Raw genomic sequence first — 25,129 nt, forward strand, 5'->3', positions numbered from 1 at the left:
CTGAGCATGTCGTAGTGGTTGGTCTCGTCCTGGTACCAGTAGCTCATCGCACCGAAGTACGACTGGGCCCCACCCCCGTCGAGTTGGGGTGGGGCTCAGGAGCTGGTCAGGCGGCGTCCCGTTCACCTAGGAGGAGTTCATCCCCGGCGGGGAAGCGTGCGGTGCCACCCTCCTTCCAGGTGACGACGACCGCTAACCCGCCCATCGGGCCGCGAGCAGTGGTCGCCTCCTCGACGGTGCGCCACTCGCCCTCGTAGCCGATCACGTCGCCCGGGGTGACAAGAGCTGCACGCTTCATGGTGGTCAAGGGTTCCCGACGGGGCGGACGTGCTTCAAAGGGACGTCCCATTCCGTGCCACCACCCTCCGGCCGCAGGAACGCCGTTCGGCTGATGACCTTGTTGCCCTCCTTGGTGCGCTCCTCGATCACGCCGTGAAGCTCACCCGTGCGCTTCGAGAGTGTGTCCTTCACGAGCGTCCCCACCGGGTACGGCGGCTCGACGTGGCTGAGCATCGTCGGCGGCTTCTCGTATGTCTGTGTCATGCCCCCTCGTCCCACCTGCGTATACATGTGTCACTCAAGAGAACTGCCTTCGTGCAAACCGAACTTGCACACCTCTTGCACAACGCCAGGGCGCGTGCGTGGCCGGAGTGCGACCATGGGACGTAACGGAAGTCGAGCGGGGAAGACGCACAGTTATGAGCGTGACCAGGATTCCCGGACCCGGTGCCAACGTCGCCGTCTGCCGCAAGGCACGCGGCCTGAGCCAGGTCGCCCTTGCCCGGCGGGCGGGCGTGTCGGTCTCGCTGCTCAGCAAGATCGAGGTGGGTGATCGCGCGCTGACCCAGGGCATCGCCGCCGCTCTCGCCCAAGCCATGCGGATGACCCTTGACGAACTGCTGGGCACGGCCCCGGTCGAGGGTGCCGACGAGAACAGCCTCACCGCCCTCAACTACGCCATCCGGCGGTTCGACATCCCCGACGGTCCGCCGCCTCACCCCGAGGACCTGCCCCGCGAGCTGGCCGAGCTGAACCAGCACCGCTACAGGACCGAGCTGTCGGCTGTTCTACGGAAGACCCCGGGCGTGCTCACCCGTTCGACCAACTTCGCCCACGCCACCCAGTCGCCCGACGCCTGGACACGTGTCGCCGACACGTACAGCGTGGTCTACTGGCTGGCCGCCCGGCACCGCTGGATGCACCTCGCCGAGTTGGCCGTCATGAAGCAGCGGATGGCCGCCGAGCATGCGAACCCGATCGCCGCCACGGTGGCCGCGCGCGACGAGGCCGGAGCCTTCCTCAACTCAGGTGATTTCGCTGGCGGGTTGGCCATCGTGGACCGCGCAGTTGTCGAAGCTGAAACGACGCTGCGGGGGCGTGACCGGGCGTACGGCCTGGGCATCCTGCATCTGCGCGGGCTGACCCTGGCCGGCCGGATCAAGGACAAGGCCACCGCCGCGGCTCACATCGACGCCGCTTGGCGGGCAGCCGACGAGTTCCCCGAGGACATCGAGGACCACGGCATCCATTTCGGCCCGGAGAACACCGCCGTGCACGTCATCTCCACGGCGTCCGACATGGAGGACTACCGCGAGTCGCTCGACACAGCGGACGACCTGATCCGGAGTGGCCTGACGCTCCCCGCCACCCGCATCGGGCCGCTGCACATGAACATCAGCCGGTCGAAGCTCGCGCTGGGCGACCGGGACGGCGCTCTCGAATCACTCGAAACGGCCTGGGACATCGCCCCCGAGATGGCCAGGGTGCACCCGACGTCACAGGAACTGATGCGCGTCCTGACGTCGCTGCACCGCCGCAGCAACCCACGCTTGACCCGGCTGGCCAAGCGCGCGGGCATGCCCTTCTGAGTTCAATCTCGCCAGAGGTCGAACCGAGCCCGTCCCTCACCCTTGCCTGCGAAACCCGGCCTCGCCTTTGACAGCCCTCATTCCAGGCCCGCACCCGCAGGCCGGACAGGCAGCACGGCACGGCAAGAACAGGCCAAGCGTCAACTCGGGCGCCGTAGCGAATTGTTACCGGTGGTGATCAGGTGCCCACACTTCAGGGCGCTGCTTCCGGTCTACTGGAAAAGCTTTGGATCGCCGATCAAGCCGATGCCCCGCACAGGCAATGCCTGTACGGGGCGCGGCCGTGGAAAACGCCGTTACCGCATCAACACCCCCGCCTGCTCTCCCATCTCCCCCATCTCCTCCGACGGCACCGCCACCAGTCCCAGTTCGGCGGGTGAGGCCAGCAGCCGATGGGTGGGGAGGATGCGCACCGTGTAGCCGAAGGAACCCGTGCGGTCCAGGGACAGCGGGCCCTCGTAGCCCCAGCGGCCCCCGTCGTCGGGGCCGCTCGTCGGCTTCAGCGGGACGTACGTCGCGTCCGTGATGCCGTCCTCGGTGTCGACGCGGCCGGAGACCGCCTGAACCTCGACATCGTCCGGGCCCAGGTCGCCCAGGCCGACCCGGACGCGCAGCACCAGCGTCGCGCCCAGCTCGGCGTTGGTACTGAGAGGAGCCGCCGAGGTCTCCACATGGTCCACGGTCACCCGGTGCCAGGCGCTCCGCACCCGCGCCTTCCACCCGGACAGCTCCCGGGCCACGTCCGGGACCAGCGACCGGTGGGCTCGGGCGGCCGGAGCGTACAGGCGCTCGACATACTCCCGGACCATGCGGCCCGCCAGCACCTTCGGGCCCAGATGTGTCAGTGTCTCGCGGACCATCTCGATCCAGCGGTCGGGCAGGCCCCCCTGTCCGCGCTCGTAGAAGCGCGGCGCGACCCGCTGTTCCAGCAGCTCGTAGAGGGCCGACGCCTCCAGGTCGTCCCGGCGGTCGTCGTCCGTCGCCGTTCCGTCGGCCGTGGGGATCGCCCAGCCGAAGTCCGGCCGGAACCATTCGTCCCACCAGCCGTCCAGGACGGACAGGTTCAGACAGCCGTTCAGGGCCGCCTTCATCCCGCTCGTCCCGCATGCCTCCAGGGGGCGGAGAGGGTTGTTGAGCCACACGTCGCAGCCCGGGTACAGCTTCTGGGCCATCGCCATGCCGTAGTCGGGGAGGAACACGATCCGGTGGCGGACGCGCGGGTCGTCCGCGAACCGCACCAGTTCCTGGATCAGGCGTTTCCCGCCGTCGTCCGCCGGGTGCGCCTTGCCCGCGATCACGATCTGCACCGGCCGCTCCGGATGGAGCAGCAGATTCATGAGGCGGTCCTGGTCGCGCAGCATCAGAGTCAGGCGCTTGTAGGACGGGACTCTGCGCGCGAACCCGATCGTCAACACATCCGGGTCCAGGACGCCGTCGATCCAGCCGAGTTCGGCGGTGCCCGCGCCGCGCTGCCGCCAGGAGGCGTTCAGGCGTTCCCGTACCTCCACGACCAGTTGTTCGCGAAGGTCGCGGCGCAGGTCCCAGATGTCCTGGTCGGGGATGTCGCCCACGGCGTCCCAGCGGTCCGAGCCGCCGACCGACATGGCGTCCTCGGTCCGTTCGGCACCGACCTGCCGGGCGCCGAGGCGGAAGACCTCCGGGGCCACCCAGGTCGGGGCGTGCACGCCGTTGGTGACCGAGGTGATCGGCACCTCGTCCTGGTCGAATCCCGGCCACAGTCCCGAGAACATCTGCCGGCTGACGTGCCCGTGCAGCAGCGAGACGCCGTTGGCGCGCTGGGCGAGCCGCAGCCCCATCACCGCCATGTTGAAGACGTTCGGGTCGCCGCCCGCGTACGTCTCCATGCCCAGCCCGAGGATGCGGCCCACGTCGATGCGCGGGAGTTCGGCGTCGGGGCCGAAGTGGCGGGCGACCAGCTCGCGGTCGAAGCGGTCGATGCCGGCGGGGACGGGGGTGTGGGTGGTGAAGACCGTGCCGGAGCGGACCGCCTCCAGGCCGGCGTCGAAGTCGAGCCCCTCGTCGCCGAGTTCGGCGATGCGTTCCAGGCCGAGGAAGCCGGCGTGGCCCTCGTTGGTGTGGAAGACCTCGGGCCCGGCGTGGCCGGTGAGCCGGCAGTACGTGCGTACGGCCCGCACACCTCCTATACCCAGCAGCATCTCCTGGAGGAGCCGGTGTTCGCTGCCGCCGCCGTACAGCCGGTCGGTCACGCCGCGTTCGCCGAGGTCGTTCTCCTCGACGTCCGAGTCGAGCAGCAGCAGCGGTACCCGGCCCACCTGGGCCTGCCAGATCCGGGCGTGCAGCCGGCGTCCGCCGGGCAGGGCCAGGCCGACCTGGGCCGGTGAGCCGTCGGCCTCCTGGAGCGGTACCAGGGGCAGTTCGTTCGGGTCGAGCACCGGATAGTGCTCCTGCTGCCAGCCGTCCCGGGACAGGGACTGCCGGAAGTAGCCGTGCCGGTAGAGCAGGCCGACGCCGATCAGCGGGACGCCGAGGTCGCTCGCCGCCTTCAGATGGTCGCCGGCGAGGATGCCGAGGCCGCCGGAGTACTGCGGCAGCGCGGCCGTGATGCCGAACTCGGGCGAGAAGTAGGCGATGGCGGCCGGCAGTTCGGATGCCTGTGCCTGCGTCTGCCCTTGCGCCTCCCCCTGCCCCTGCCCCTGGTACCAGCGGTCCCCGGTGACGTAGTCACGCAGGTCGTCGGCGGCGGCGGTCAGCCGGCGCAGGAAGCGCCGGTCCTCGGCGAGTTCGGCGAGCCGCCGGGTGGAGACGGAGCCGAGCAGGCGCACGGGGTCGCCGCCGGAGGAGGCCCAGCGCTCGGGGTCGACCGACTGGAAGAGGTCACGGGTCTCCGCGTGCCAGGACCAGCGCAGGTTGTGCGCCAGTTCGTTGAGCGGCTGGAGGGCTTGGGGGAGGACGGGTCGGACGGTGAATCTGCGGATGGCCTTCACAGAGGGTTCCACCTTCGCGCCAGGACGTACGGGCCGGGGGACGCACTCCGCTGTGCGCCGTTCGTCACCCCCGACGGTAGCGGCGCGAGGGCCCGGCAACCACGGGGCGTCCCTCCGTATGCGATTACGGCGCATCCGTACCCCGGCCGCCCCGCCGGGCAGTCCACCCCGGGAGGTTCAGTCCTGAATTCGCCGCAACCCCGCAGCAACTTCACATGTACCCCAGGGGCGTTATGGCCGATTCCACCCCTCTATGCGGTCTTGTGGTGCTTCACGCCGCACGAGAGGCTGCCCAGTGGCGTACCGGCCGACCTCGGCCGAATCCGGCGAACCCCGGCAGCCCGCCACGACCGGCTTCCGGAGAACCCCGGTGTTGGTGCGCCGGTTCGAGGAGGGGGTTCTCACACATGCGTCATCCGGCAGAGGCGAGAATCAGGCGTGTGCGCTGGGCGGGAGGACTCACGGCGGTCATGACGGCCGTGGCACTCTCGGCCATCTCCCTGCCCGCGCAGGCCGCCGCGGAGGGGCTCGTCCACGGAGCCGGTGATCCCGGTTCCGTCAACGGCAGTTACATCGTGACCCTCAAGGCGGGAACGAAGGCCCCGTCGAAGGCGGGAAAGGGCATAGCGACCACATACGGGGCGAAAATACGCCACACGTACAGCAGCGCCCTGAACGGATACTCCGTGCGGGCCGACGAGAAACAGGCCAGGCGTCTCGCGGCGGACTCCCGCGTCGCCTCGGTCGTCCAGGACACGAAGGTCACCTATGACCGTCGGCAGGTCGCGGACAACCACCAGCAGATCGCGGACGGCCGCCGTCAGCCCAACCCGCCCACGTGGGGCCTGGACCGCGTCGACCAGGCGAAGCTCCCGCTCGACAAGAGCTACACCTGGCCGAAACCGGCGGGCAAGGGCGTCACCGTGTACGTGATCGACACCGGCGTTCGGATCACGCACAAGGACTTCGGCGGCCGGGCCTCCAACGGCTGGGACTTCGTGCAGAACGACCGGACCGCGCAGGACGGCAACGGGCACGGCACCCATGTCGCGGGCACCGTCGCCGGCACCACCTACGGCGTCGCCAAGAACGCCGAGGTCGTCGCCGTACGCGTGCTCGACGACGCGGGCGGGGGGACGACCGCCCGGGTCATAGCGGGCATCGACTGGGTCACCGGGCACGCCGAGAAGCCGGCCGTGGCCAACATGAGCCTGGGCGGCCAGGGCAACGCCCAGCTCGACGCGGCCGTACGCAACTCCATAGCGTCCGGGGTCACCTACACGGTCGCCGCGGGCAACGACGGACTCGCCGCGGGCCTCTACTCACCCGCCCGCGTCAAGCAGGCGATCACGGTCGGCGCCACCGACAAGAAGGACGTCCGCGCCGACTTCTCGAACTGGGGCCCGAGCCTTGACCTGTTCGCCCCCGGTGTGTCCATCACCTCCGCGTCCCACAGAAGCAACACCGGGAAGGCGACCCACTCCGGTACGTCCATGGCCTCCCCGCACGCCGCGGGCGTGGCGGCCCTCTATCTGGCCGTCCATCCGCGGGCGACACCGGCCGAGGTGAGCAAGGCACTGGTGAAGCGTTCGGTTTCGGGCAAGGTCAAGGACAGATTTCCGGGCTCCCCGAACAAGTTTCTCCAAGTCGACAACCCGTAGGAACCCGTAACACCACAGGTGAACGGCTCTTTACCCAGAGCGACTACAGTGACCGGCCTCGCCCCTCTCGGACGAGGCCGGTCTTGTGTGTAGACATACGCGTGAGTAGTTAACAAAGTGCCGGAATGCCCACCCGCACTGTGTGGGAAGGCTCCACCGGTACGTCCCTCTGGTCCCACTTCCCCACACCCTCATCCGCCCACCCACGCTGACGCGGACAGGAGCGGTCATGCCCGCCACGCACCACTCGTCACCACCCCCGACGACCAGTACCACCTCCACCACTCCCGACGGCACCGCCGCACGCCCCGCACGCCCGGCGCACGTCGGCCCGCCCGCGCCGGTCGCGCCACCCCCGAAGACCCCCGAGACTCCGGGCGCCCCCACCATCGGGCGGATACCGGTCATCGACGTACGGCCGACCGTCCACCACGGCCGCCGGCCGGCGAAGGCCGTCGTGGGCGAGGCCTTCGAGATCTCGGCCGTCGTCATCCGGGAGGGCCACGACGCGGTCGCCGCCAACGTCGTGCTCAGGGACCCGGAGGGCCGCCCGGCCGACTGGACCCCGATGCGCGAACTCGCCCCCGGCACGGACCGCTGGGGCGCCACCGTCTCCGCACCGAGCGAGGGCCTCTGGTCCTACACCGTGGAGGGCTGGGGCGCCCCGATCACCACCTGGCGTCACACCGCCCGCATCAAGATCCCGGCCGGCATGGACACCGAACTGGTTCTGGAGGAGGGCGCCCGCCTCCACGAACGCGCCGCCGACGGCATCCCCGAGGGCCGAAGCGGACGAGGCACGCTCCGCGCCGCCGTGGACGCGCTACGGGACTCCGCCCGGCCCGCGTCCTCACGGCTGGCGGCGGCGTTGGCGCCGGAGGTGGACGAGGTCCTGACCCGCCACCCCCTGCGTGAACTGGTCACGTCGTCGGAGCCACTGCCGCTGCTGGTGGAACGCGAACGGGCCCTGTTCGGCTCCTGGTACGAGTTCTTCCCACGTTCCGAGGGCACCCCCGAGCAGCCCCACGGCACGTTCCGCACCGCCGCCCGCCGCCTGCCCGCCATCGCCCGGATGGGCTTCGACGTCCTCTACCTCCCGCCCATCCACCCCATCGGCACCACCTTCCGCAAGGGCCGCAACAACACCCTCTCCCCCACCCCCGACGACGTCGGCGTGCCCTGGGCCATCGGCTCCCCCGAAGGCGGCCACGACACCGTCCACCCCGACCTGGGCACCATCGAGGACTTCGACCACTTCGTCGCCGAAGCCCGCACACTCGGCCTGGAAGTCGCCCTGGACTTCGCCCTGCAGTGCTCCCCCGACCACCCCTGGGTGCACAAACACCCCGAGTGGTTCCACCACCGCCCCGACGGCACCATCGCCTACGCGGAGAACCCGCCCAAGAAGTACCAGGACATCTACCCCATCGCCTTCGACGCCGACCTGCCCGGCCTCATCACCGAGACCACCCGCGTCCTGCGGCACTGGATGGACCACGGCGTACGGATCTTCCGCGTCGACAACCCCCACACCAAACCGGTTCTCTTCTGGGAACAGGTCATCGCCGACATCAACGCCACCGACCCCGACGTCATCTTCCTCGCCGAGGCCTTCACCCGCCCCGCGATGATGCACACCCTGGCCGCCACCGGCTTCCAGCAGTCCTACACCTACTTCACCTGGCGCACCACCAAACAGGAACTCACCGACTACGCCACCGAACTCGCCGGGGACTCCGCCGCCTACATGCGGCCCAACTTCTTCGTCAACACCCCCGACATCCTCCACGCCTTCCTCCAGGAAGGCGGCCGCCCCGCCTTCGAACTCCGCGCCGTCCTCGCCGCCACCCTCTCCCCCACCTGGGGCATCTACTCCGGCTACGAACTCTGCGAGAACACACCCCTCAAACCGGGCAGCGAGGAATACCTCGACTCCGAGAAGTACCAACTCCGCCCCCGCGACTGGGACGCAGCCGCACAAGACGGACGTACGATCGCCCCACTGCTCGGCAAGCTCAACGAGATCAGGCGTCGGAGCCCGGCGCTGCGTCAGTTGCGGGATCTTCGCTTCCACCAGGCCGACCAGGAAGCGGTGATCGTCTACTCGAAGCGGGCGGGCTCGAACACGGTTCTGGTGGTGGTCAACCTCGACCCCCACCACACCCAGGAGGCCACGGTCTCGTTGGACATGCCGCAACTCGGCCTCGACTGGCATGAGTCCGTGCTGGTGCGAGACGAGCTCACCGGTGAGGTCTACACCTGGGGCAGGAACAACTACGTACGTCTAGAACCGGGCCGCACGCCCGCCCACGTACTGACCGTCCTGCGACCGTCCAACCCGCAGATCGGGGGGTCACCCACACAATGATCGTCAACGAGCCCGTTCCGGACACCTTCGAGGACACTCCGCAGAAGGACCGGGACCCGGACTGGTTCAAACGCGCTGTCTTCTACGAGGTCCTCGTCCGCTCCTTCCAGGACAGCAACGGCGACGGCATCGGCGACCTCAAAGGCCTGACCGCAAAACTCGACTACCTCCAGTGGCTGGGCATCGACTGCATCTGGCTCCCGCCCTTCTTCAAATCGCCCCTGCGCGACGGCGGCTACGACGTCTCCGACTACACCGCCGTCCTCCCCGAATTCGGTGACCTCGCCGACTTCGTGGAATTCGTCGACGCCGCCCACCAACGCGGCATGCGCGTCATCATCGACTTCGTCATGAACCACACCAGCGACCAGCACCCGTGGTTCCAGGAGTCCAGGAACGACCCCGACGGCCCCTACGGCGACTACTACGTCTGGGCCGACAGGGACGACCAGTTCCAGGACGCCCGCATCATCTTCGTCGACACCGAAGCCTCCAACTGGACCTTCGACCCCGTCCGCAAGCAGTACTTCTGGCACCGCTTCTTCTCCCACCAACCGGACCTCAACTACGAGAACCCGGCGGTGCAGGAGGAGATCATCTCGGCGCTGCGCTTCTGGCTGGACCTGGGCATCGACGGCTTCCGCCTGGACGCGGTGCCGTACCTGTACCAGCAGGAGGGCACCAACTGCGAAAACCTTCCCGCGACCCACCACTTCCTCAAGCGGGTGCGGAAGGAGATCGACGCGCACTACCCGGACACCGTGCTGCTGGCCGAGGCGAACCAGTGGCCGGAGGACGTCGTCGACTACTTCGGCGACTTCCCCAGCGGCGGCGACGAATGCCACATGGCGTTCCACTTCCCGGTGATGCCGAGGATCTTCATGGCGGTGCGGAGGGAGTCCCGGTACCCGGTCTCGGAAATCCTCGCCAAGACCCCCGCCATTCCCTCCAGCTGCCAGTGGGGCATCTTCCTGCGCAACCACGACGAGCTGACCCTCGAAATGGTCACCGACGAAGAACGCGACTACATGTACGCGGAGTACGCCAAAGACCCGCGCATGCGCGCCAACATCGGCATCCGGCGCCGGCTCGCCCCCCTCCTGGACAACGACCGCAACCAGATCGAACTGTTCACCGCCCTGCTGCTCTCCCTGCCCGGCTCGCCGATCCTCTACTACGGCGACGAGATCGGCATGGGCGACAACATCTGGCTCGGCGACCGCGACGCCGTACGCACCCCCATGCAGTGGACACCCGACCGCAACGCCGGCTTCTCCTCCTGCGACCCCGGACGCCTCTCACTGCCGACGATCATGGACCCGGTCTACGGCTACCAGGTCACCAACGTCGAGGCGTCGATGTCGTCACCGTCGTCACTGCTGCACTGGACCCGCCGCATGATCGAGATCCGCAAACAGAACCCCGCGTTCGGCCTCGGCACCTACACCGAATTGCCGTCGTCCAACCCGGCCGTCCTCGCCTTCCTCCGGGAGGCGCCCTCGACCGAGGGGAACGGGGACGACCTGGTGCTGTGCGTGAACAACTTCTCCCGTTTCGCGCAGCCCACCGAGCTCGACCTGCGCGCCTACGAAGGGCGCCACCCCGTCGAACTCATCGGCGGAGTGCGCTTCCCCGCCATCGGTGAACTGCCCTATCTCCTCACCCTCGCGGGCCACGGCTTCTACTGGTTCCGCCTGCGGAAGGACATCGTGTAAGCCCGACCGGAACCCCCGGGCGGGCCGGTTTCTCCCGGCCCGCCCGGGGCACGCAGACAGGAACACCCCGCCACCGGGGAAAGGACGCGAGGCCATGTCGGAAGCCGCCACGCACCCCACCGCGCCAAGCCCTGCTCCACCGCCCGCCGCGGAGCCGGCACCCGGGCTGCTCACCTCCCTGGAGCCGCTGCTGCGGGAGTGGCTGCCCCGGCAGCGCTGGTTCGCGGGGAAGGGACGGCCGGTCACCGGGTTCAGTCTGGTGGCGGCCACCGAACTGCTGCCGGTGGGCGCCGCCAAGGCCGGACTGCTCCACCTCCTCGTCCGCGCCCGCCAGCCGCTGGTGCCGTCCCAAGGGGCCCCGGCCCAGCCCGGCGACTGCTACCAACTGCTGCTCGGCGTACGCGAGACACTGCCGCCACGGCTGGCGCCCGCGCTGATCGGGCATGTGGCCGAAGGGCCGCTGGCCGGGCGGACGGTGTACGAGGCACTGCACGACCCGCGCCTCGCCGACGTCCTCCTGGAGGCGATGCGGGCCAAGGCGCAGGTCGGTGAGGTGCGCTGCGGTCGGGACATGCGGCACGACCTCCCCGAGGGCCTGGTGCCGCGGGTGGTGACCTCGGAGCAGTCCAACTCCTCGATCGTCTATGGCGATACGTTCATCCTTAAGCTGTTCCGCCGGATCGTGCCCGGCGACAACCCCGACCTCGAACTGCCGATGGAGCTGTCCCGCGAGGGCTGCCCCCGGGTACCCGCGCCGGTGGCCTGGATGGTGGCGGAGCTGGACCGGACCGCCGGCGCCGACGGTCATCACGTCCTGGGCGTCCTCCAGCCGTTTCTGCACGGCGCGACGGACGGCTGGGAGCTGGCGCTGAGCATGCTGGCCAAGGGTGAGGACTTCACCGCCGAGGCGCGGGCGCTGGGGCGGGCGACCGCCGAGGTGCACATCGCGCTGACGCGGGCCCTGCCCACGGTCACCCTGGGGCGGCCGCAACTGGAGTCGCTGGTCGACGGGATGACCGGACGCCTGGAGGCCGCCGCGCAGGCCGTGCCCGCGCTGCGGCCGTACGCGCCCGGTCTGCACACGGCCTTCGAGGCGCTCGCCGACCTGGCCGCGGAGGGACGGACCTGGACCGCCCAGCGCATACACGGCGACCTCCACCTCGGGCAGTGTCTCCGCTCACCCTCCGGGGAGTGGTCGCTCATAGATTTCGAGGGCGAACCGTCGAAGCCGCTGGCCGAGCGGCGGATGCCGCAGCCCGTGGCCCGGGACATCGCCGGCATGCTCCGCTCCTTCGACTACGCCGCGCACTCCCTCCAGCCACCGGCCGCCGACTGGGCGAGCGCCTGCCGGGCCGCGTACTGCTCCGGTTACGCGGACGTCTCCGGGGCCGATCCGCGTACGGATCCCGTACTGCTGCGCGCGTACGAGACCGACAAGGCCGTGTACGAGGTCCTCTACGAGGCCCGCCACCGCCCCGACTGGCTACCGGTGCCCCTGGCCGCCGTCCACCGGCTGGCCACGGACCCCAACGCCGCCACCCCCTGACACAGCCCCACCCCGCCCCTGCCGAGGAGGCAGTACCTGTGACTCCCCGCCCGCCGTCCGACGACAGCACCGAGCCCACCGGCCCCACCGCTGAGGGGCCCGCCCCGGTGAAGAAGACGGCCGCGAAGAAAACCGTGGCGAAAAAAGCGACAGCGACGAAAAAGGCGGCGACGAAGGCGACGAACGCGGTGGCCAAGAGCACGGCGGCCAAGGCTGCCGAGGGCCCGGCGAAGGGCCGGAAGGCGGCCGAGGAGGCACCGCCGGCCAAGAAGGCAGCCGGTGTCAGGGCAGTGGTCGAGACGGCGGTCGAGAAGGTGGTCGAGAAGGTGGTCGAGAAGGCCGTCGAAGGAACACCGGCACCGAAGGAGCCGACCAAGAGCAAGGCGGTCGCCAAGAGGTCCACGCCGAGGAAGACGGCCGAGGCCGTGGCCGGGAAGGCACCCGCCAAGAAGGCCACCGCGAAGAAGGCCGCGGCGAAGAAACCTGGCGTGAAGAAGGCCGTGGCGAAGAAAACTGTCGCGAAGAAAGCCACGGCGAAGAAGGCCGTCGTGAAGACTGCAGCCGCGAAGACCTCCGTCACGGAGACCGCTGCCGCGAAGACCGCCGTCACGGAAAAGACCGCCGCCGCCGCCGCGAAGAAGGCCGTCCCGAAGACGGCTCTCGCGAAAAAGGCTGCGGTCAAGAAGACCGTGGCGAAGAAAGCGGCGGTCAAGAAGACCGTGGCCGAGGAAGCCGTGACCACCGAGGCTGCCGCCCGGAAGACCGCCGCCGCGAAGCGGGCCGTGAAGTCGCCGCGGCAGGCGGAGAGGGCGGTGTTGGTCCCAGCCGTCCCACCGGGCGCCGGCACGGCCACTCCCGTCCCGGCGTCGGCCGGTTCGCCGCCCTCGCAACCGGTGCTCCCCAAGCAGGCCGCCGCCGAACCGGCAGCCCCCGAGCCGGTGCTCCCCAAGCAGGCCGCCGCCGATCCGGTGCCGACCGAGTCGGTGTCCGCACAGCCGCCGGTCCCCCCGCAGGACGCCGCCGGGCCGCTGGTGGCCGAGCCCTCCGCCGCCGAGCCCTCCGCCGTCGCCGAGCCACTTGGCGTCACCGAGAACGTCGGCGTCGCCGGTGTCGAGGCCGGCCTCGCGCAGCCCGTCTTCTCCCCCGCGATGGACGGCGTCGATCGCGGGCGGCTGCTTGACGGCAGTCATCACGCGCCGCACTCCGTGCTCGGCGCCCACCCCGCGCCAGGGGGTGTGGTGTTCCGGGCGTTCAGGCCCTACGCGCTCGGGGTGAGTGTGGTGGTGGAGTCGCTGCGGGCGGAGTTGCACGACGACGGGGGCGGGTTCTTCTCCGCGCTGCTGCCGTTGCGGGAGGTGCCGGAGGAGTACCGCCTGCTGGTCTCGTACGAGGGGACGGAGCAGGACACGGAGGACGCGTACCGTTTCCTGCCCGCGATCGGCGAGCTGGACCTGTATCTGATCGGCGAGGGGCGGCACGAGGAGCTGTGGCGGGTGCTCGGCGCCGAGCCGATGACCCACCAGGGCGTGACCGGCACCCGCTTCACGGTGTGGGCGCCGAACGCGCGCGGTGTGCGCCTGGCCGGGACCTTCAACTTCTGGGACGCCACGGGCTACCCGATGCGTTCGCTGGGCTCCTCGGGCGTGTGGGAGCTGTTCGTGCCCGGGATCGGCGAGGGCGAGCTGTACAAGTTCGAGATCACCCGGCAGGACGGTTCGAAGACGCTCCGGGCCGACCCGCTGGCCCGCCGCACGGAGGTCCCGCCGAACACGTCCTCCGTCATCCATGCCTCGCACTACGAGTGGACCGACGAGGAGTGGCTGGCCCAACGGGCCGAGACCCCCGCTCACGAGGCCCCGTTCTCGGTCTACGAGGTCCATCTGCCGTCCTGGCGCCAGGGACTGACGTACCGCCAACTCGCCGAGCAGCTGCCGGCGTACGTCGCCGACCTCGGCTTCACCCACGTCGAACTGCTGCCCATCGCCGAGCACCCCTTCGGCGGCTCCTGGGGCTACCAGGTCACCGGGTTCTACGCCCCGACCGCCCGCCTCGGTACGCCCGACGACTTCAAGTACCTGGTCGACGCCCTGCACCGGGCCGGGATCGGTGTGCTGATGGACTGGGTGCCGGCCCACTTCCCGCGTGACGACTGGGCGTTGGCCGAGTTCGACGGGCGTCCGTTGTACGAGCACGAGGACCCACTGCGGGCGGCGCACCCCGACTGGGGGACGCTGGAGTTCGACTACGGCCGCCGTGAGGTGCGCAACTTCCTGGTGGCGAACGCCGTCTACTGGTGCGAGGAGTACCACATCGACGGGCTGCGGGTGGATGCCGTCGCGTCGATGCTGTACCTCGACTACTCGCGCGAGCCGGGCCAGTGGACGCCGAACGAGCACGGCGGCCGGGAGAACCTGGACGCCGTCGCCTTCCTGCAGGAGATGAACGCGACCGTGTACCGGCGGGTGCCGGGCGTCGTGACGATCGCGGAGGAGTCCACCGCCTGGGACGGCGTCACCCGCGCCACCCACCACACCGGTCCGGGCGGCTTCGGCGGCCTGGGCTTCGGCATGAAGTGGAACATGGGCTGGATGCACGACTCGCTGGACTACATGGCCAAGGACCCCGTCCACCGCAAGCACCACCACCACGAGATGACCTTCTCCATGGTGTACGCGTACAGCGAGAACTACGTCCTGCCCATCTCCCACGACGAGGTCGTGCACGGCAAGGGCTCGCTGGTGTCGAAGATGCCGGGCGACTGGTGGCAGCGGCGGGCGAACCATCGCGCGTACCTGGGCTTCATGTGGGCCCACCCCGGCAAGCAACTCCTCTTCATGGGTCAGGAGTTCGCGCAGGGTGCGGAGTGGTCGGAGGCGCACGGGCCCGACTGGTGGCTCCTGGACCCCGCGTACGGGGCCGAGGCCGACCACCGGGGCGTACGGGATCTCGTCCGTGACCTCAACACCGCCTACCGCCACGCCCCCGCGCTCTGGCAGCAGGACACCCGCCCCGCCGGCTTCTCCTGGATCACGGGCGACTCCGCGGACGACAACGTCCTGGCGTTCCTGCGGTTCGCCGAGGACGGCACGCCCCTGCTGGCCGTCTCCAACTTCAGCCCGGTGGTCCGCGAGGACTACCGCCTGGGGGTTCCCGAGGACGTCCCGGCCTGGCGCGAGATCCTCAACACGGACGCGGCGGCCTACGGGGGTACCGACATCACGACCCCCGACCCCGTGAAACCGGAGCCGCAACCCTGGCACACCCACCCGGCCAGCATCCGCGTCACGCTGCCGCCGCTGTCCACGATCTGGCTCCGCCCGGCCTAGTTTTCCTCGCCCCGCCGCCCCTACCCGTCCCGTCACGAGGGGCGCTGCCCCTTCGACCCCGAGGGGGCAGGTATTTGGGTGCGGGTGGGTGGGGGCTTGTCGCGCAGTTCCCCGCGCCCCTTTAAGGGGCGCGGGGAACTGCGCGAACGAGGTCCGGGGCGGAGCCCCGAGGCGGGTCGAAGGGGCGCAGCCCCTGGGGGAGGGACGGGTAGGGGCGGCGGGGGCGAGAAAGCATCGCCGACGGCCGTCAGCCGCCCTTTCGTCCCCCGAACATCATCCGCCGCAACGTCCTCAACAGCCCACTCCCCGGCCGCTCCCCGACAGCCGGCCCGGCGGCCGGCGGCGCCACCGGCGGCGCGACCTCGTCCGCCCGCCGAGCCACCGGCACACGCGCCGCACTGTGCGGGGCGAGCTCATACCGCACCGGCAACAACCGCAGCCCCCGCACCACCGGCCCCGACCGCCACGGCAACTGGTCCGGCGGCAACGTCAGCTCCGCACGGGCGAAGTGATCGAAGACCCGCCCGACCGCGGTCGTGACGATCGTCCCCGCGAGCTCACGCGCGGCGCTGGGGCACTGGTGCGGCCCGGCCCCCCACGCCAGATGCGCCCGCGTACTGATCGTGGAGTCGACCAGGTGGGACGACCCCATCGAGAGCAGATCCCGGTGCGCCGCCGCCACCGAAGGCGACACGATGTCCCCGGCCCGGATCCAGTAGTTCCCGAGCCGCACATCACGCGCCGCGAACCGGAAGCACAGATTGGCCGCCGGCGGATTCGCCAGCGCCGCCCGGTTCACGGTCTCCCCGAGCTGCCCGTCGGACAGGCTCCGCCGGACCGTCGCGTTGCCCCGCAGCACCTCCAGGAGGGTGTTGCAGACCATGTTCCCGGTGATGTCGTTGAGGTAGACCGCGTTCATGAACAGCTCACGGCCCAGCTGTTCGTCGCTCAGCTGGGGGTTGGACAGCAGCATGTAGGAGGTCAGGTCCTCACCGGGACGCGACCGCCGATGAGCGGCCAGCCGCGTCATCGCGGCCAGCGCCCGCCCGGTCGCCGGCCCCGCGTCCGGCCCGCCGTCCAGCATCCGCCACAGGTCCATGACCATCTCGTCGCCGAGTTCGACGGGGCAGCCGAACAGCTTGGTCGTGACCATCAGGAGCAACGGCCGGGTGTACTGCGCCGCGAGATCGGCGAACCCGGTGGTCCCGGACTCGGCCGCGAGCATGGCGATCAGCTCGTCGGCGTACCGCGTGACGGCCGCGCGCAGCTCCCAGCCCTCGGGTGTATGGCCGTCCTGGAAGGGCCGCATCGCCGAGTGGTAGCTCAGCCGGGCGTGCCGGTGTTCCTCGTCGTCGAAGAACATGGTCTGCCGGACCTCGTACCCGGCGAGGAGCGGCCAGTCCTTCGGCAGCCGCCCCTCGGCCCGGGCCCGCCAGTGCCGGACGTCCCGCCGCCAGACGCTTTCGTTGCGCAGGACCTCCAGCACCTCGCGGTAGTCGAGAACCAGCCATGCCGGCACCCCCATCAGTCCCACCGGTGCCACGGGGCCGTATGTGCTCCGCAGTCGCTCGTAGACGCTGCCCGGGTCCGTGTCGAACTCCGAGGTCAGCAACGGCTCCACGCGCAGCGATTCCAGGCCGGGGCCGCCGGCCGGAGCGGCCGCGAACGGATGTGTTTCCATGACCGACACGCATACCGCATGGACCATGCACGAGCAGTGACGATGACAGGAACTGTTACGGCTTGGTGATCCCTGGTGCACCTGTGGTGACGGTGCCGGGGCCGGGGGCCGCCGGACATCCGCCCGGCAGCCCCCCGCCGGGCTACTTCGGGCCGGCCGCCGACAACTCCCGCAGTGCCTCCGGAAGTTCCTCGGCGTGCACGACGCCGAGTGCCTGGGTCGCCCGTGTGAGCGCCACGTACAGGTCGCTCGTGCCGAAGCGCCCCGGCTCGACGACGAGGACGGAGTCGAACTCCAGGCCCTTGGCCTGCCGGGGGTCGAGGAGGACGACGGTCCTGGTCAGGTCGGGTTCCGCGCCCGCCGTCACGCCGTCCAGCCGGCCCGCGAGCGCCCGGTGCAGTTCGCGCGGCGCGATCACGGCGAGCCGTCCGTCGGCCGGGGTCAGCTCGGCCGCCGCCTTGGCCACCTCCGCGGGCAGTTCCCTCACCGCCGCGCGGCGGGCCCAGGGCCGTACACCCGTCGACCGCACGGAGCTGGGCGGTTCGAAGTCCGGCCGCTCGGCGCGGACGACTCCGGCCGCGACCGCCATGATCTCGGCGGGGGTGCGGTAGTTGACGCCGAGCCGGGTGTGCTCCCAGCGGTCCTCGACGTACGGGGCGAGGATGTCGGCCCAGGAGCCGACGCCGGCGGCCTCCGCCGTCTGGGCCGGGTCGCCGACGAGGGTCATGGATCGGGTCGGCGAGCGGCGCATCAGCAGCCGCCAGGCCATCGGCGACAACTCCTGCGCCTCGTCGACGATGATGTGCCCGAACGCCCAGGTCCGGTCGGCCGCCGCCCGGTCGGCCGCGCTGCGGTGGTCGTCCTCCTCGTGCCGCTCCGCGAACCGCTCGGCGTCGATGATGTCGTGCGCGGACAGCACCTCCGAGCCGTCGGGGTCGCTGTCCTCCTTGTCCTCGAACTCGTAGGTCCGGGACGCGTACGACACCTCCAGCACGCCCTGCGCGTACGCGATCCGGGTCTCCCGCTCGCGCTCGGCCCGCGCCCGCGTCAGCCGGTCGTCCTCGCCCAGGAGTTCGGCGGCCTCGTCGAGGAGGGGTACGTCGGCGACGGTCCACGCCCGCGTGACGGGACGGCGTACGGCGTCCGCTTCCTCCTCCGGCAGGTACGCGTCCGGCTCGGCGAGGAAGTCGGTGATCAGGCGGCGCGGGGTGATCCGGGGCCACAGCCGGCCGATGGCGGACCAGACCTCGGGGTTCTCGGCGAGTTCGTCGCGGATCTGGGTGATGTCACTGGCGTCGAGGAGGTTGGCGCCGTCGTAGGGGTCGGTGCCGATGCGTTCGGCGACCATCTCCGTGAGGGTGTTGAGGATGTAGCCCTCGAAGTGTTCGCGGGCGACGTTGTGCGGGAGCTTCGCCTCGCGGGTGCGCTCGCGGGCGACCCGCACGAGGTCGTCGTCGAGCATGAGGATCTCCCGGTCGTGCTCGATGGCGATCACCGGGTCGGGGAGCGTCTGCCGGTCCCGTACGACGGCCGCGAGCACGTCGGCCATGGCGGCGCCGCCCTTCACCCGGGCCGCCGCCGGCGTGTCGGCCGCGGTCGCCCGTACGCCGGGGAACAGTTCGCCGACGGTGGCCAGCAGTACACCCGTCTCGCCCAGCGAGGGCAGCACCTCGCCGATGTAGCCGAGGAAGGCGGGGTTGGGGCCGACGATGAGGACGGCACGCTTGGCGAGCAGTTCGCGCTGCTCGTAGAGGAGGTAGGCGGCCCGGTGCAGGGCGACGGCGGTCTTGCCCGTTCCGGGGCCGCCCTCCACGACCATCACCCCCTGGTGCGGGGCGCGGATGATGCGGTCCTGCTCGGCCTGGATGGTCTGCACGATGTCGCCCATGCGGCCGGTGCGGGCGGAGTTGAGGGCGGCGAGCAGGACGGCGTCGCCGGTGGGGTCCTCGTAGCCGGTGCGGGTCTCGTCGCCGAGGTCGAGGATCTCGTCGTGCAGGGCGGTGACCCGGCGGCCCTCGGTGGTGAGGTGCCGGCGGCGGCGCAGGCCCATCGGGGTGTGGCCGGTGGCGAGGTAGAAGGGACGGGCGACGTCGGCGCGCCAGTCGATCAGGATCGGGGTGCGCTCGGTGTCGTCCTCCCGCAGCCCGATCCGGCCGATGTGGTGGACGCCCCCGTCCGCGAGGTCGAGGCGGCCGAAGCAGAGCGAACCGTCGACGGCGTTCAGCGCGGCCAGCAGCCCCGAGCGCTCGGCGACGAGGATGTCCCGCTCCAGGCGGGCCTGCATGGGTGTGTTGCCCTGACCGAGCGCGGACGTGACCGACCCCTCGGTCGCACCGCGCAGAGCGTCCACGCGCGCGTACAGCCCATCGATGAATTCCTGCTCACGCCGCAATTCATCTTGCGAAAAGCCGGTGTTTGACAATTCCACTCCCGCCCGGATATACTGTGCTCACTGAACTTCTTTGCGACTCAATCTCATTGAAGTCGCGAACCATCAAATATACGCAAGGAAATCCCCCGAGCGCAATTACTCGGGGGATTTCCTTTGCGCGTACGGTGTACGGGCGTCAGAGCACGTCGGCGAGCTCTTCCAGCAGCCGCCGCTTCGGCCGCGCGCCGACCATGGCCTTCAGCGGCTCACCGTCCTTGAACACCATGAACGTCGGCATCGACAGCACCTTGTACGCGAGGGTGATCTCCGGATTGGTGTCCACGTCCAGCTGCACCACCTTCAGCCGCTCCCCCTCCTCCGCGGCGAGGGCGCTGAGCACCGGCCCCATCTGCCGGCACGGCGGACACCAGTCGGCCGTGAACTCCACGAGCACCGGCAGTTCCGCCCCGATCACCTCCGCCTCGAAGTCCTCGTCCGTCACCTCGGCCACACCCGCCGCCCTGATCACAGCTCCCCGCCTCCCAGTTCACAATCCGGCTCCGGACCCCCCGGAACCTCCGCCTCGGCCGCCAGCCGCTCCCGCGCCAGCTCCGCCCGCGTCAACTGCTCGCCGACCGACGCCCGCACGGCCGCCAACTCACCGATCAGCGCGTCGAGTTCGTCCAGCTTCCGCCGGTACACCGCCAAGGACGCCGGGCACGAGTCGCCCTCCGGGTGCCCCGCCCGCAGGCACTCCACGAACGGCCGCGTCTCCTCCAGGTCGAACCCGAAGTCCTGCAGCGTCCGGATCTGCCGCAGCAGCTTCAGATCGTCCTCGTCGTACGTCCGGTACCCGTTTCCGGCCCGCCGCGCGGGCAACAGCCCCCGCGCCTCGTAGTACCGCAACGCCCGTGTCGTCGTCCCGGCCCGTGTCGCCAGCTCCCCGATGCGCATACGAAGACCGTATTCCTTGACGCCCACGTCAAGGAAAGCCCGAGGGGAACGAGGGAGGTGAACGGAGGAGGTGAACGGAGGAGGAGACGCCAAAAGCCGAGCGACCAGGTCTATAGGGGGAGGACCTGGCCGCTCGGTGTTCTGGGAAGCTTGTTCAGTTGTCTCTCTTGGAACCGTACGGCCGGGTCTACGGGGGGAGGACCCGGCCGTACGGGGTTCTCGGTGGCCTTCTCGGGAGGGTCGGCCCCTGCCCCGCGAGGGGCGCGCGAACCGTGCGACCGACCACACCCGACCGGCGGCTACCGGGCGGCCTACGCCTTGGCGAGTTCCTTCTCACCGTCAGGCTCGGCCGCGGGCGCCGCGGAGCCGTGGCCGTCGTCGAGCAGCGTCTTCTCGTCGAAGGGCAGCTGTCCGGCGAGGACCTGGTCGACGCGCTCCTTGTCGATCTCCTTGGTCCAGGTACCGATGAGGACCGTGGCGACCGCGTTGCCCGCGAAGTTGGTGAGGGCGCGGGCCTCGCTCATGAAGCGGTCGATGCCGACGATGAGGCCGATACCGTCCACCAGGGCCGGCTTGTGGGACTGCAGACCACCCGCGAGGGTCGCGAGACCGGCGCCGGTGACACCCGCCGCGCCCTTGGAGGCCACCAGCAGGAAGAGCAGCAGCGGGATCTGCTCGCCGACCGACATCGGCGTACCCATGGCGTCGGCGATGAACAGGGACGCCATGGTCATGTAGATCATGGTGCCGTCGAGGTTGAAGGAGTAGCCGGTCGGGACGGTGATACCGACGACGGGCTTGCTGACGCCCAGGTGCTCCATCTTCGCGATGAGGCGCGGCAGCGCCGACTCGGAGGAGGAGGTGGACAGGATCAGCAGGAACTCACGGCCCAGGTACTTGAAGAGCGTGAGGATGTTCATGCCCGCGACGATCCGCAGCAGCGCGCCGAGCACGATGAAGACGAAGAGGAAGCAGGTGGTGTAGAAGCCGAGCATCAGTACGGCGAGGCTCTTCAGGGCGTCGATGCCCGCGGAACCGGTCACGGCCGCGATCGCGCCGAAGGCACCGATCGGGGCGGCCCACATCACCATGGCGAGGATGCGGAAGACGAGGCGCTGGATGTGCTCGACACCGCGCAGGACCGGCTGACCGGAGTCGCCCATGGCCTGGAGCGCGAAGCCGGCGAGCAGCGCGACGAGCAGCGTCTGGAGGACCTCGCCGCCGGTGAAGGCGGAGACGATCGTCGTCGGGATGATGCCCAGCAGGAACTCGGTGGTGTCCTTGGCCTCCACCGACACCTGCGCCTGACCGGTCTCCTTGATCGCGTCGGTGAGCGCGAGGCCGGTGCCCGGCTCGACGATGTTGCCGACGACGAGGCCGATGCTCAGGGCGACCAGCGACATCACCGTGAAGTAGGCGAGGGCGATACCGCCGACGGCGCCGACCTTCGCGGCCTTCCGTACGGAGCCGATGCCCAGCACGATCGTGCAGAAGATGATCGGCGAGATCATCATCTTGATCAGGTTCACGAAGCCGGTGCCGATGGGCTTCAGCTCGACGGCGAAGTCGGGGGCGATGAGACCCACGGCGATGCCGAGGGCCACGGCCACGATCACGGCGATGTACAGGTAGTGGGTGCGGTCCCGCTTGGCGGGTGCGGTAGGTGCCGTATGGGTGCTGCTGGCCACGGCGGCCCTCCTCGTCGACGACATCGTCGGCTCGTTCGTCTCCGGCGTGCGGCTCACGACCGGGGGAATTCGGGAGACGGTCTCCCAGGGTGGGAACCGGCGGGTTCCCGGATGGGAGACCGGCTCCCGGGGGTCGGGAGCCGGCGGGCTCCCGGAGCCGGTAGCTGGGGGACTTCCGGCGGTGGGAGCGGGGCTCCCTGAGGGTGTGGGAGCCGGGGCTCCCTGGGGGTGTGGGAGCCGGGGCTCCCGGCAGTGGAAGCCGGCGGGCTTCCGGGCCGGAGGCTGGGGAGCTTCCGGCCATGGGAGCTGGGGGCTCCCGGTGCGGGGAGACAGGCTCCCGGTGGTGGGAGAGATGCCTCCCGGGGGTGGGAGACGGGCTCCCGGCGGCTCGGGGTGTGGGGTCCCGGTGCGGGAGTCGTACTCCCTGTCGGTGTCCGTGTGCTGGACGAGTCGATGGGGTGACTATCCCCCGCCCTGTGAGGGCGGTCACCCTTCCGTTCATTTAGTTCACGCCAACCCGTGGAGGCAGACTGTTGCCATGCGCGTCCCGCACCACCTTCGTCCCCGCAGCCTGGCCGGTCAGCTCTTCGCCGTGCAGGCGGTGCTGATCGCGGCCGTCCTGGCCGGATACGCACTGTTCACCTACGTCAGCGACCGCTCCCAGGCGGAGGAGGCGGGAACCCGCCAGGCCCTGGCCGTGGCGGCCACCGTCGCCGACGCCCCGTCGGTCCGGGCCGCGATCCACACCGCCGATCCCACCGAGCGTCTCCAGCCGTACGCCACCGAGGTGCAGCAGCACGCCGGCGTCGACTTCGTGACGATCATGACCCCCGGCGGCATCCGCTGGACGCACCCGGACCCCGACCGGATAGGCGAGCACTTCCTCGGCCACATAGAGAAGGCGCAGCAGGGCGGCTCGATCACCGAGACCTACACGGGCACGCTCGGCCCGTCGGTCCGCGCGGTCACCCCGATCATGGAGAACGGCGAGGTCATCGGCCTGGTCAGCGCCGGCATCAGGGTCCAGGCGATCAGCGACCGCGTCCAGGAGCAGCTCACGGCCCTCGTCGGCGTGGCCTCCGGTGCCCTGGCCCTCGGTGGCATGGGCACCTACATCGTCAACGCCCGCCTCCGCCGCCACACCCACAACATGAACGCCGCCGAGCTGAGCAACATGCACGACTACCACCAGGCCGCCCTGCACGCCGTACGCGAGGGCCTTCTGATGCTCGACGGGCAGTACCGGGTGGCGCTCCTCAACGACGGGGCGCGGGAGCTGCTGGGGGTGACGGAGGACGTGATCGGCCGCTCGGTGGCGGACCTGGGCCTGCCGGCGCCGTTGACGGGTGCCCTCCTGTCCTCCGAGCCACGGGTGGACGAGGTCCTCCTCACCGCCGAACGGGTGCTCGTCGTGAACACCTCCCTGGTCTCGGGCGGCCAGCGCCGCGGCACGGTGGTCACGCTCCGGGACGTGACGGAACTCCAGTCCCTCACGGGCGAGCTGAACTCCGAACGCGGTTTCACCGAGGCGCTGCGCTCCCAGGCGCACGAGGCCGCGAACCGTCTCCACACGGTCGTCTCGCTCATCGAGCTGGGCCGCTCGGACGAGGCGATCGACTTCGCGACGGCGGAACTTGAACTGGCGCAGGCCCTGACGGACAAGGTCGTGGCGGCGGTGAGCGAGCCGGTGCTGGCGGCCCTGCTCCTGGGCAAGGCCGCCCAGGCGAACGAGCGGGGCGTGGAGCTGGTGGTGTCCGAGGACAGCCGCATCGACGACGGTCTGCTCCCGGAGTCCCTCCCCGCACGGGACCTGGTGACGGTCCTGGGGAACCTGATCGACAACGCGGTGGACGCGGCGCAGGGTTCGGTGGGGGCGAGGGTGACGGTCACGGCGTACACGGACGAGGCGGACGTCCTGGATGATGCGGACGTCCTGGATGATGCGGACGGCGCGGTGGACGACTCCGTGCTGGTGCTGAGGGTGTCGGACACGGGTGGCGGCGTGGATCCGGCCCACGCGGAGGCCGTCTTCGAACGCGGCTTCTCGACGAAACCGGCGGGTCCGGGCGGTCGGGGGCTGGGCCTGGCACTCGTACGGCAGACCGCGCGCCGGCACGGGGGAACGCTGACCGTGTCGGAGGCCGCCGGGGGTGGGGCACAGTTCGAGGTGCGGCTGCCGCTGCGCACGGACGGTACCGGCAGGACGGTTCGAAGCAGGGAAGTGCGGGACAAGGAAGTGCGGGACAAGGATGTCCAGGCCCCTCGGGCCGCTGTGGCTGGAGGCGACGACGTATGACCGGTGCCGATCCCATCAGAGTCCTGGTCGTCGAGGACGACCCCGTGGCCGCCGACGCGCACATGATGTACGTCGGCCGTGTCCCCGGGTTCACGGCCGTGGGCAAGGCCCACACGGGCGCGGAGGCGCGGCGCGCGCTGGACCGCATGCCGGTGGACCTGTTGTTGCTGGATCTGCACCTGCCGGACGTACACGGCCTGCAGCTGGCCCGCTCCCTCCGCGCGGCCGGCCACCACGCGGACGTGATAGCGGTGACGTCGGCCCGGGACCTGACGGTGGTGCGGGAGGGCGTCTCGCTGGGCGTCGTCCAGTACGTCCTGAAACCGTTCACTTTCGCAACCCTTCGCGACCGTCTTGTCCGCTACGCCGAGTTCCACGCGGCGGCCGGCGAGGCGAGCGGCCAGGACGAGGTGGACCGGGCCCTGGCGACCTTGCGGGCACCTGGCCCGGCGGCCCTGCCGAAAGGGCTGAGCTCGCCGACGCTGGAGCGGGTGACGGTGACCCTGCGCGACGCGGGCGAGGGGCTGACGGCGGCCGGGGTCGCGGAGGCGGTCGGCATCTCGCGGATCACGGCCCGGCGGTACCTGGAGCACCTGGTGGACGCCGGGCGGGCGGCGCGGAGCCCGCAGTACGGGCAGGTGGGGCGGCCGGAGCTGCAGTACCGGTGGGTGAAGGGGTAGGAGGCCGCC

At 70.3% G+C, this 25,129-nt stretch carries 16 protein-coding genes; 8 read left to right on the forward strand and 8 right to left on the reverse strand.

Annotated elements, in window-relative coordinates; all coding sequences use genetic code 11:
* Positions 1 to 106: 106 nt before the first annotated feature.
* Both OG622_RS16290 and OG622_RS16295 read right to left on the reverse strand, forming a co-directional pair.
* Entirely contained in the window at positions 107 to 298 is a 192-nt protein-coding gene (locus OG622_RS16290; RefSeq protein WP_371576812.1) for a hypothetical protein, read from the reverse strand.
* A 5-nt stretch (positions 299 to 303) separates the two neighbouring features.
* Positions 304 to 543, reverse strand: coding sequence for a hypothetical protein (locus tag OG622_RS16295; protein WP_371576813.1), 240 nt, complete (start codon positions 541 to 543; stop codon positions 304 to 306).
* A gap of 161 nt (positions 544 to 704) precedes the next feature.
* On the opposite strand from OG622_RS16295, the gene OG622_RS16300 reads away from it, so the two are divergent.
* Positions 705 to 1,868, forward strand: coding sequence for a helix-turn-helix domain-containing protein (locus OG622_RS16300; protein ID WP_371576814.1), 1,164 nt, complete (start codon positions 705 to 707; stop codon positions 1,866 to 1,868).
* A gap of 296 nt (positions 1,869 to 2,164) precedes the next feature.
* On the opposite strand, the gene glgP is transcribed toward OG622_RS16300, so the two are convergent.
* Entirely contained in the window at positions 2,165 to 4,834 is a 2,670-nt protein-coding gene (gene glgP, locus OG622_RS16305) for an alpha-glucan family phosphorylase (protein ID WP_371576815.1), read from the reverse strand.
* A 407-nt stretch (positions 4,835 to 5,241) separates the two neighbouring features.
* On the opposite strand from glgP, the gene OG622_RS16310 reads away from it, so the two are divergent.
* The 5 genes from OG622_RS16310 (at position 5,242) to glgB (ending at position 15,450) form a co-directional block, all read left to right on the forward strand.
* Positions 5,242 to 6,495, forward strand: coding sequence for a S8 family peptidase (locus tag OG622_RS16310; protein WP_371576816.1), 1,254 nt, complete (start codon positions 5,242 to 5,244; stop codon positions 6,493 to 6,495).
* Between the two features lie 229 nt (positions 6,496 to 6,724).
* A complete protein-coding gene (locus OG622_RS16315; RefSeq protein WP_371576817.1) occupies positions 6,725 to 8,863 on the forward strand; it encodes a maltotransferase domain-containing protein in 2,139 nt (712 codons plus the stop codon).
* Positions 8,860 to 10,578, forward strand: a complete 1,719-nt coding sequence (gene treS, locus OG622_RS16320) for a maltose alpha-D-glucosyltransferase (RefSeq protein ID WP_371576818.1) — start codon at positions 8,860 to 8,862, stop codon at positions 10,576 to 10,578. The genes OG622_RS16315 and treS overlap by 4 nt, the downstream gene beginning before the upstream one ends.
* Before the next feature lie 94 nt (positions 10,579 to 10,672).
* On the forward strand, positions 10,673 to 12,124 hold the full coding sequence (locus OG622_RS16325) for a maltokinase (RefSeq protein WP_371576819.1): 1,452 nt from the start codon (positions 10,673 to 10,675) through the stop codon (positions 12,122 to 12,124).
* Between the two features lie 38 nt (positions 12,125 to 12,162).
* A complete protein-coding gene (gene glgB / locus OG622_RS16330) occupies positions 12,163 to 15,450 on the forward strand; it encodes a 1,4-alpha-glucan branching enzyme (RefSeq protein ID WP_371576820.1) in 3,288 nt (1,095 codons plus the stop codon).
* A 247-nt stretch (positions 15,451 to 15,697) separates the two neighbouring features.
* Here glgB and OG622_RS16335 read toward each other — a convergent pair whose 3' ends face one another.
* From OG622_RS16335 to OG622_RS16355, 5 genes are all read right to left on the reverse strand, one after another.
* On the reverse strand, positions 15,698 to 17,131 hold the full coding sequence (locus OG622_RS16335; protein WP_371576821.1) for a cytochrome: 1,434 nt from the start codon (positions 17,129 to 17,131) through the stop codon (positions 15,698 to 15,700).
* Between the two features lie 142 nt (positions 17,132 to 17,273).
* The gene (locus tag OG622_RS16340; protein ID WP_371576822.1) at positions 17,274 to 19,523 is read right to left on the reverse strand and encodes a UvrD-helicase domain-containing protein; all 2,250 of its coding nucleotides are present in this window, start codon (positions 19,521 to 19,523) and stop codon (positions 17,274 to 17,276) included.
* Positions 19,524 to 19,698: 175 nt separating this feature from the next.
* Positions 19,699 to 20,031 (reverse strand): thioredoxin family protein, encoded by a 333-nt coding sequence (locus OG622_RS16345; RefSeq protein ID WP_371576823.1) that lies wholly within the window; start codon positions 20,029 to 20,031, stop codon positions 19,699 to 19,701.
* The gene (locus tag OG622_RS16350) at positions 20,028 to 20,456 is read right to left on the reverse strand and encodes a MerR family transcriptional regulator (RefSeq protein WP_371576824.1); all 429 of its coding nucleotides are present in this window, start codon (positions 20,454 to 20,456) and stop codon (positions 20,028 to 20,030) included. The genes OG622_RS16345 and OG622_RS16350 overlap by 4 nt, the downstream gene beginning before the upstream one ends.
* A gap of 311 nt (positions 20,457 to 20,767) precedes the next feature.
* A complete protein-coding gene (locus OG622_RS16355; RefSeq protein WP_371584111.1) occupies positions 20,768 to 22,168 on the reverse strand; it encodes a cation:dicarboxylate symporter family transporter in 1,401 nt (466 codons plus the stop codon).
* A 514-nt stretch (positions 22,169 to 22,682) separates the two neighbouring features.
* On the opposite strand from OG622_RS16355, the gene OG622_RS16360 reads away from it, so the two are divergent.
* On the forward strand, positions 22,683 to 24,440 hold the full coding sequence (locus OG622_RS16360) for an ATP-binding protein (RefSeq protein ID WP_371576825.1): 1,758 nt from the start codon (positions 22,683 to 22,685) through the stop codon (positions 24,438 to 24,440).
* Positions 24,437 to 25,120 carry a response regulator gene (locus tag OG622_RS16365; RefSeq protein WP_371576826.1) on the forward strand — a complete coding sequence of 228 codons (684 nt, stop codon included), beginning with the start codon at positions 24,437 to 24,439 and terminating at the stop codon, positions 25,118 to 25,120. Before OG622_RS16360 ends, OG622_RS16365 begins: the two co-directional genes overlap by 4 nt.
* Positions 25,121 to 25,129: the final 9 nt, after the last annotated feature.

The organism is Streptomyces sp. NBC_01314 (assembly GCF_041435215.1).
Lineage (GTDB): Bacteria > Actinomycetota > Actinomycetes > Streptomycetales > Streptomycetaceae > Streptomyces.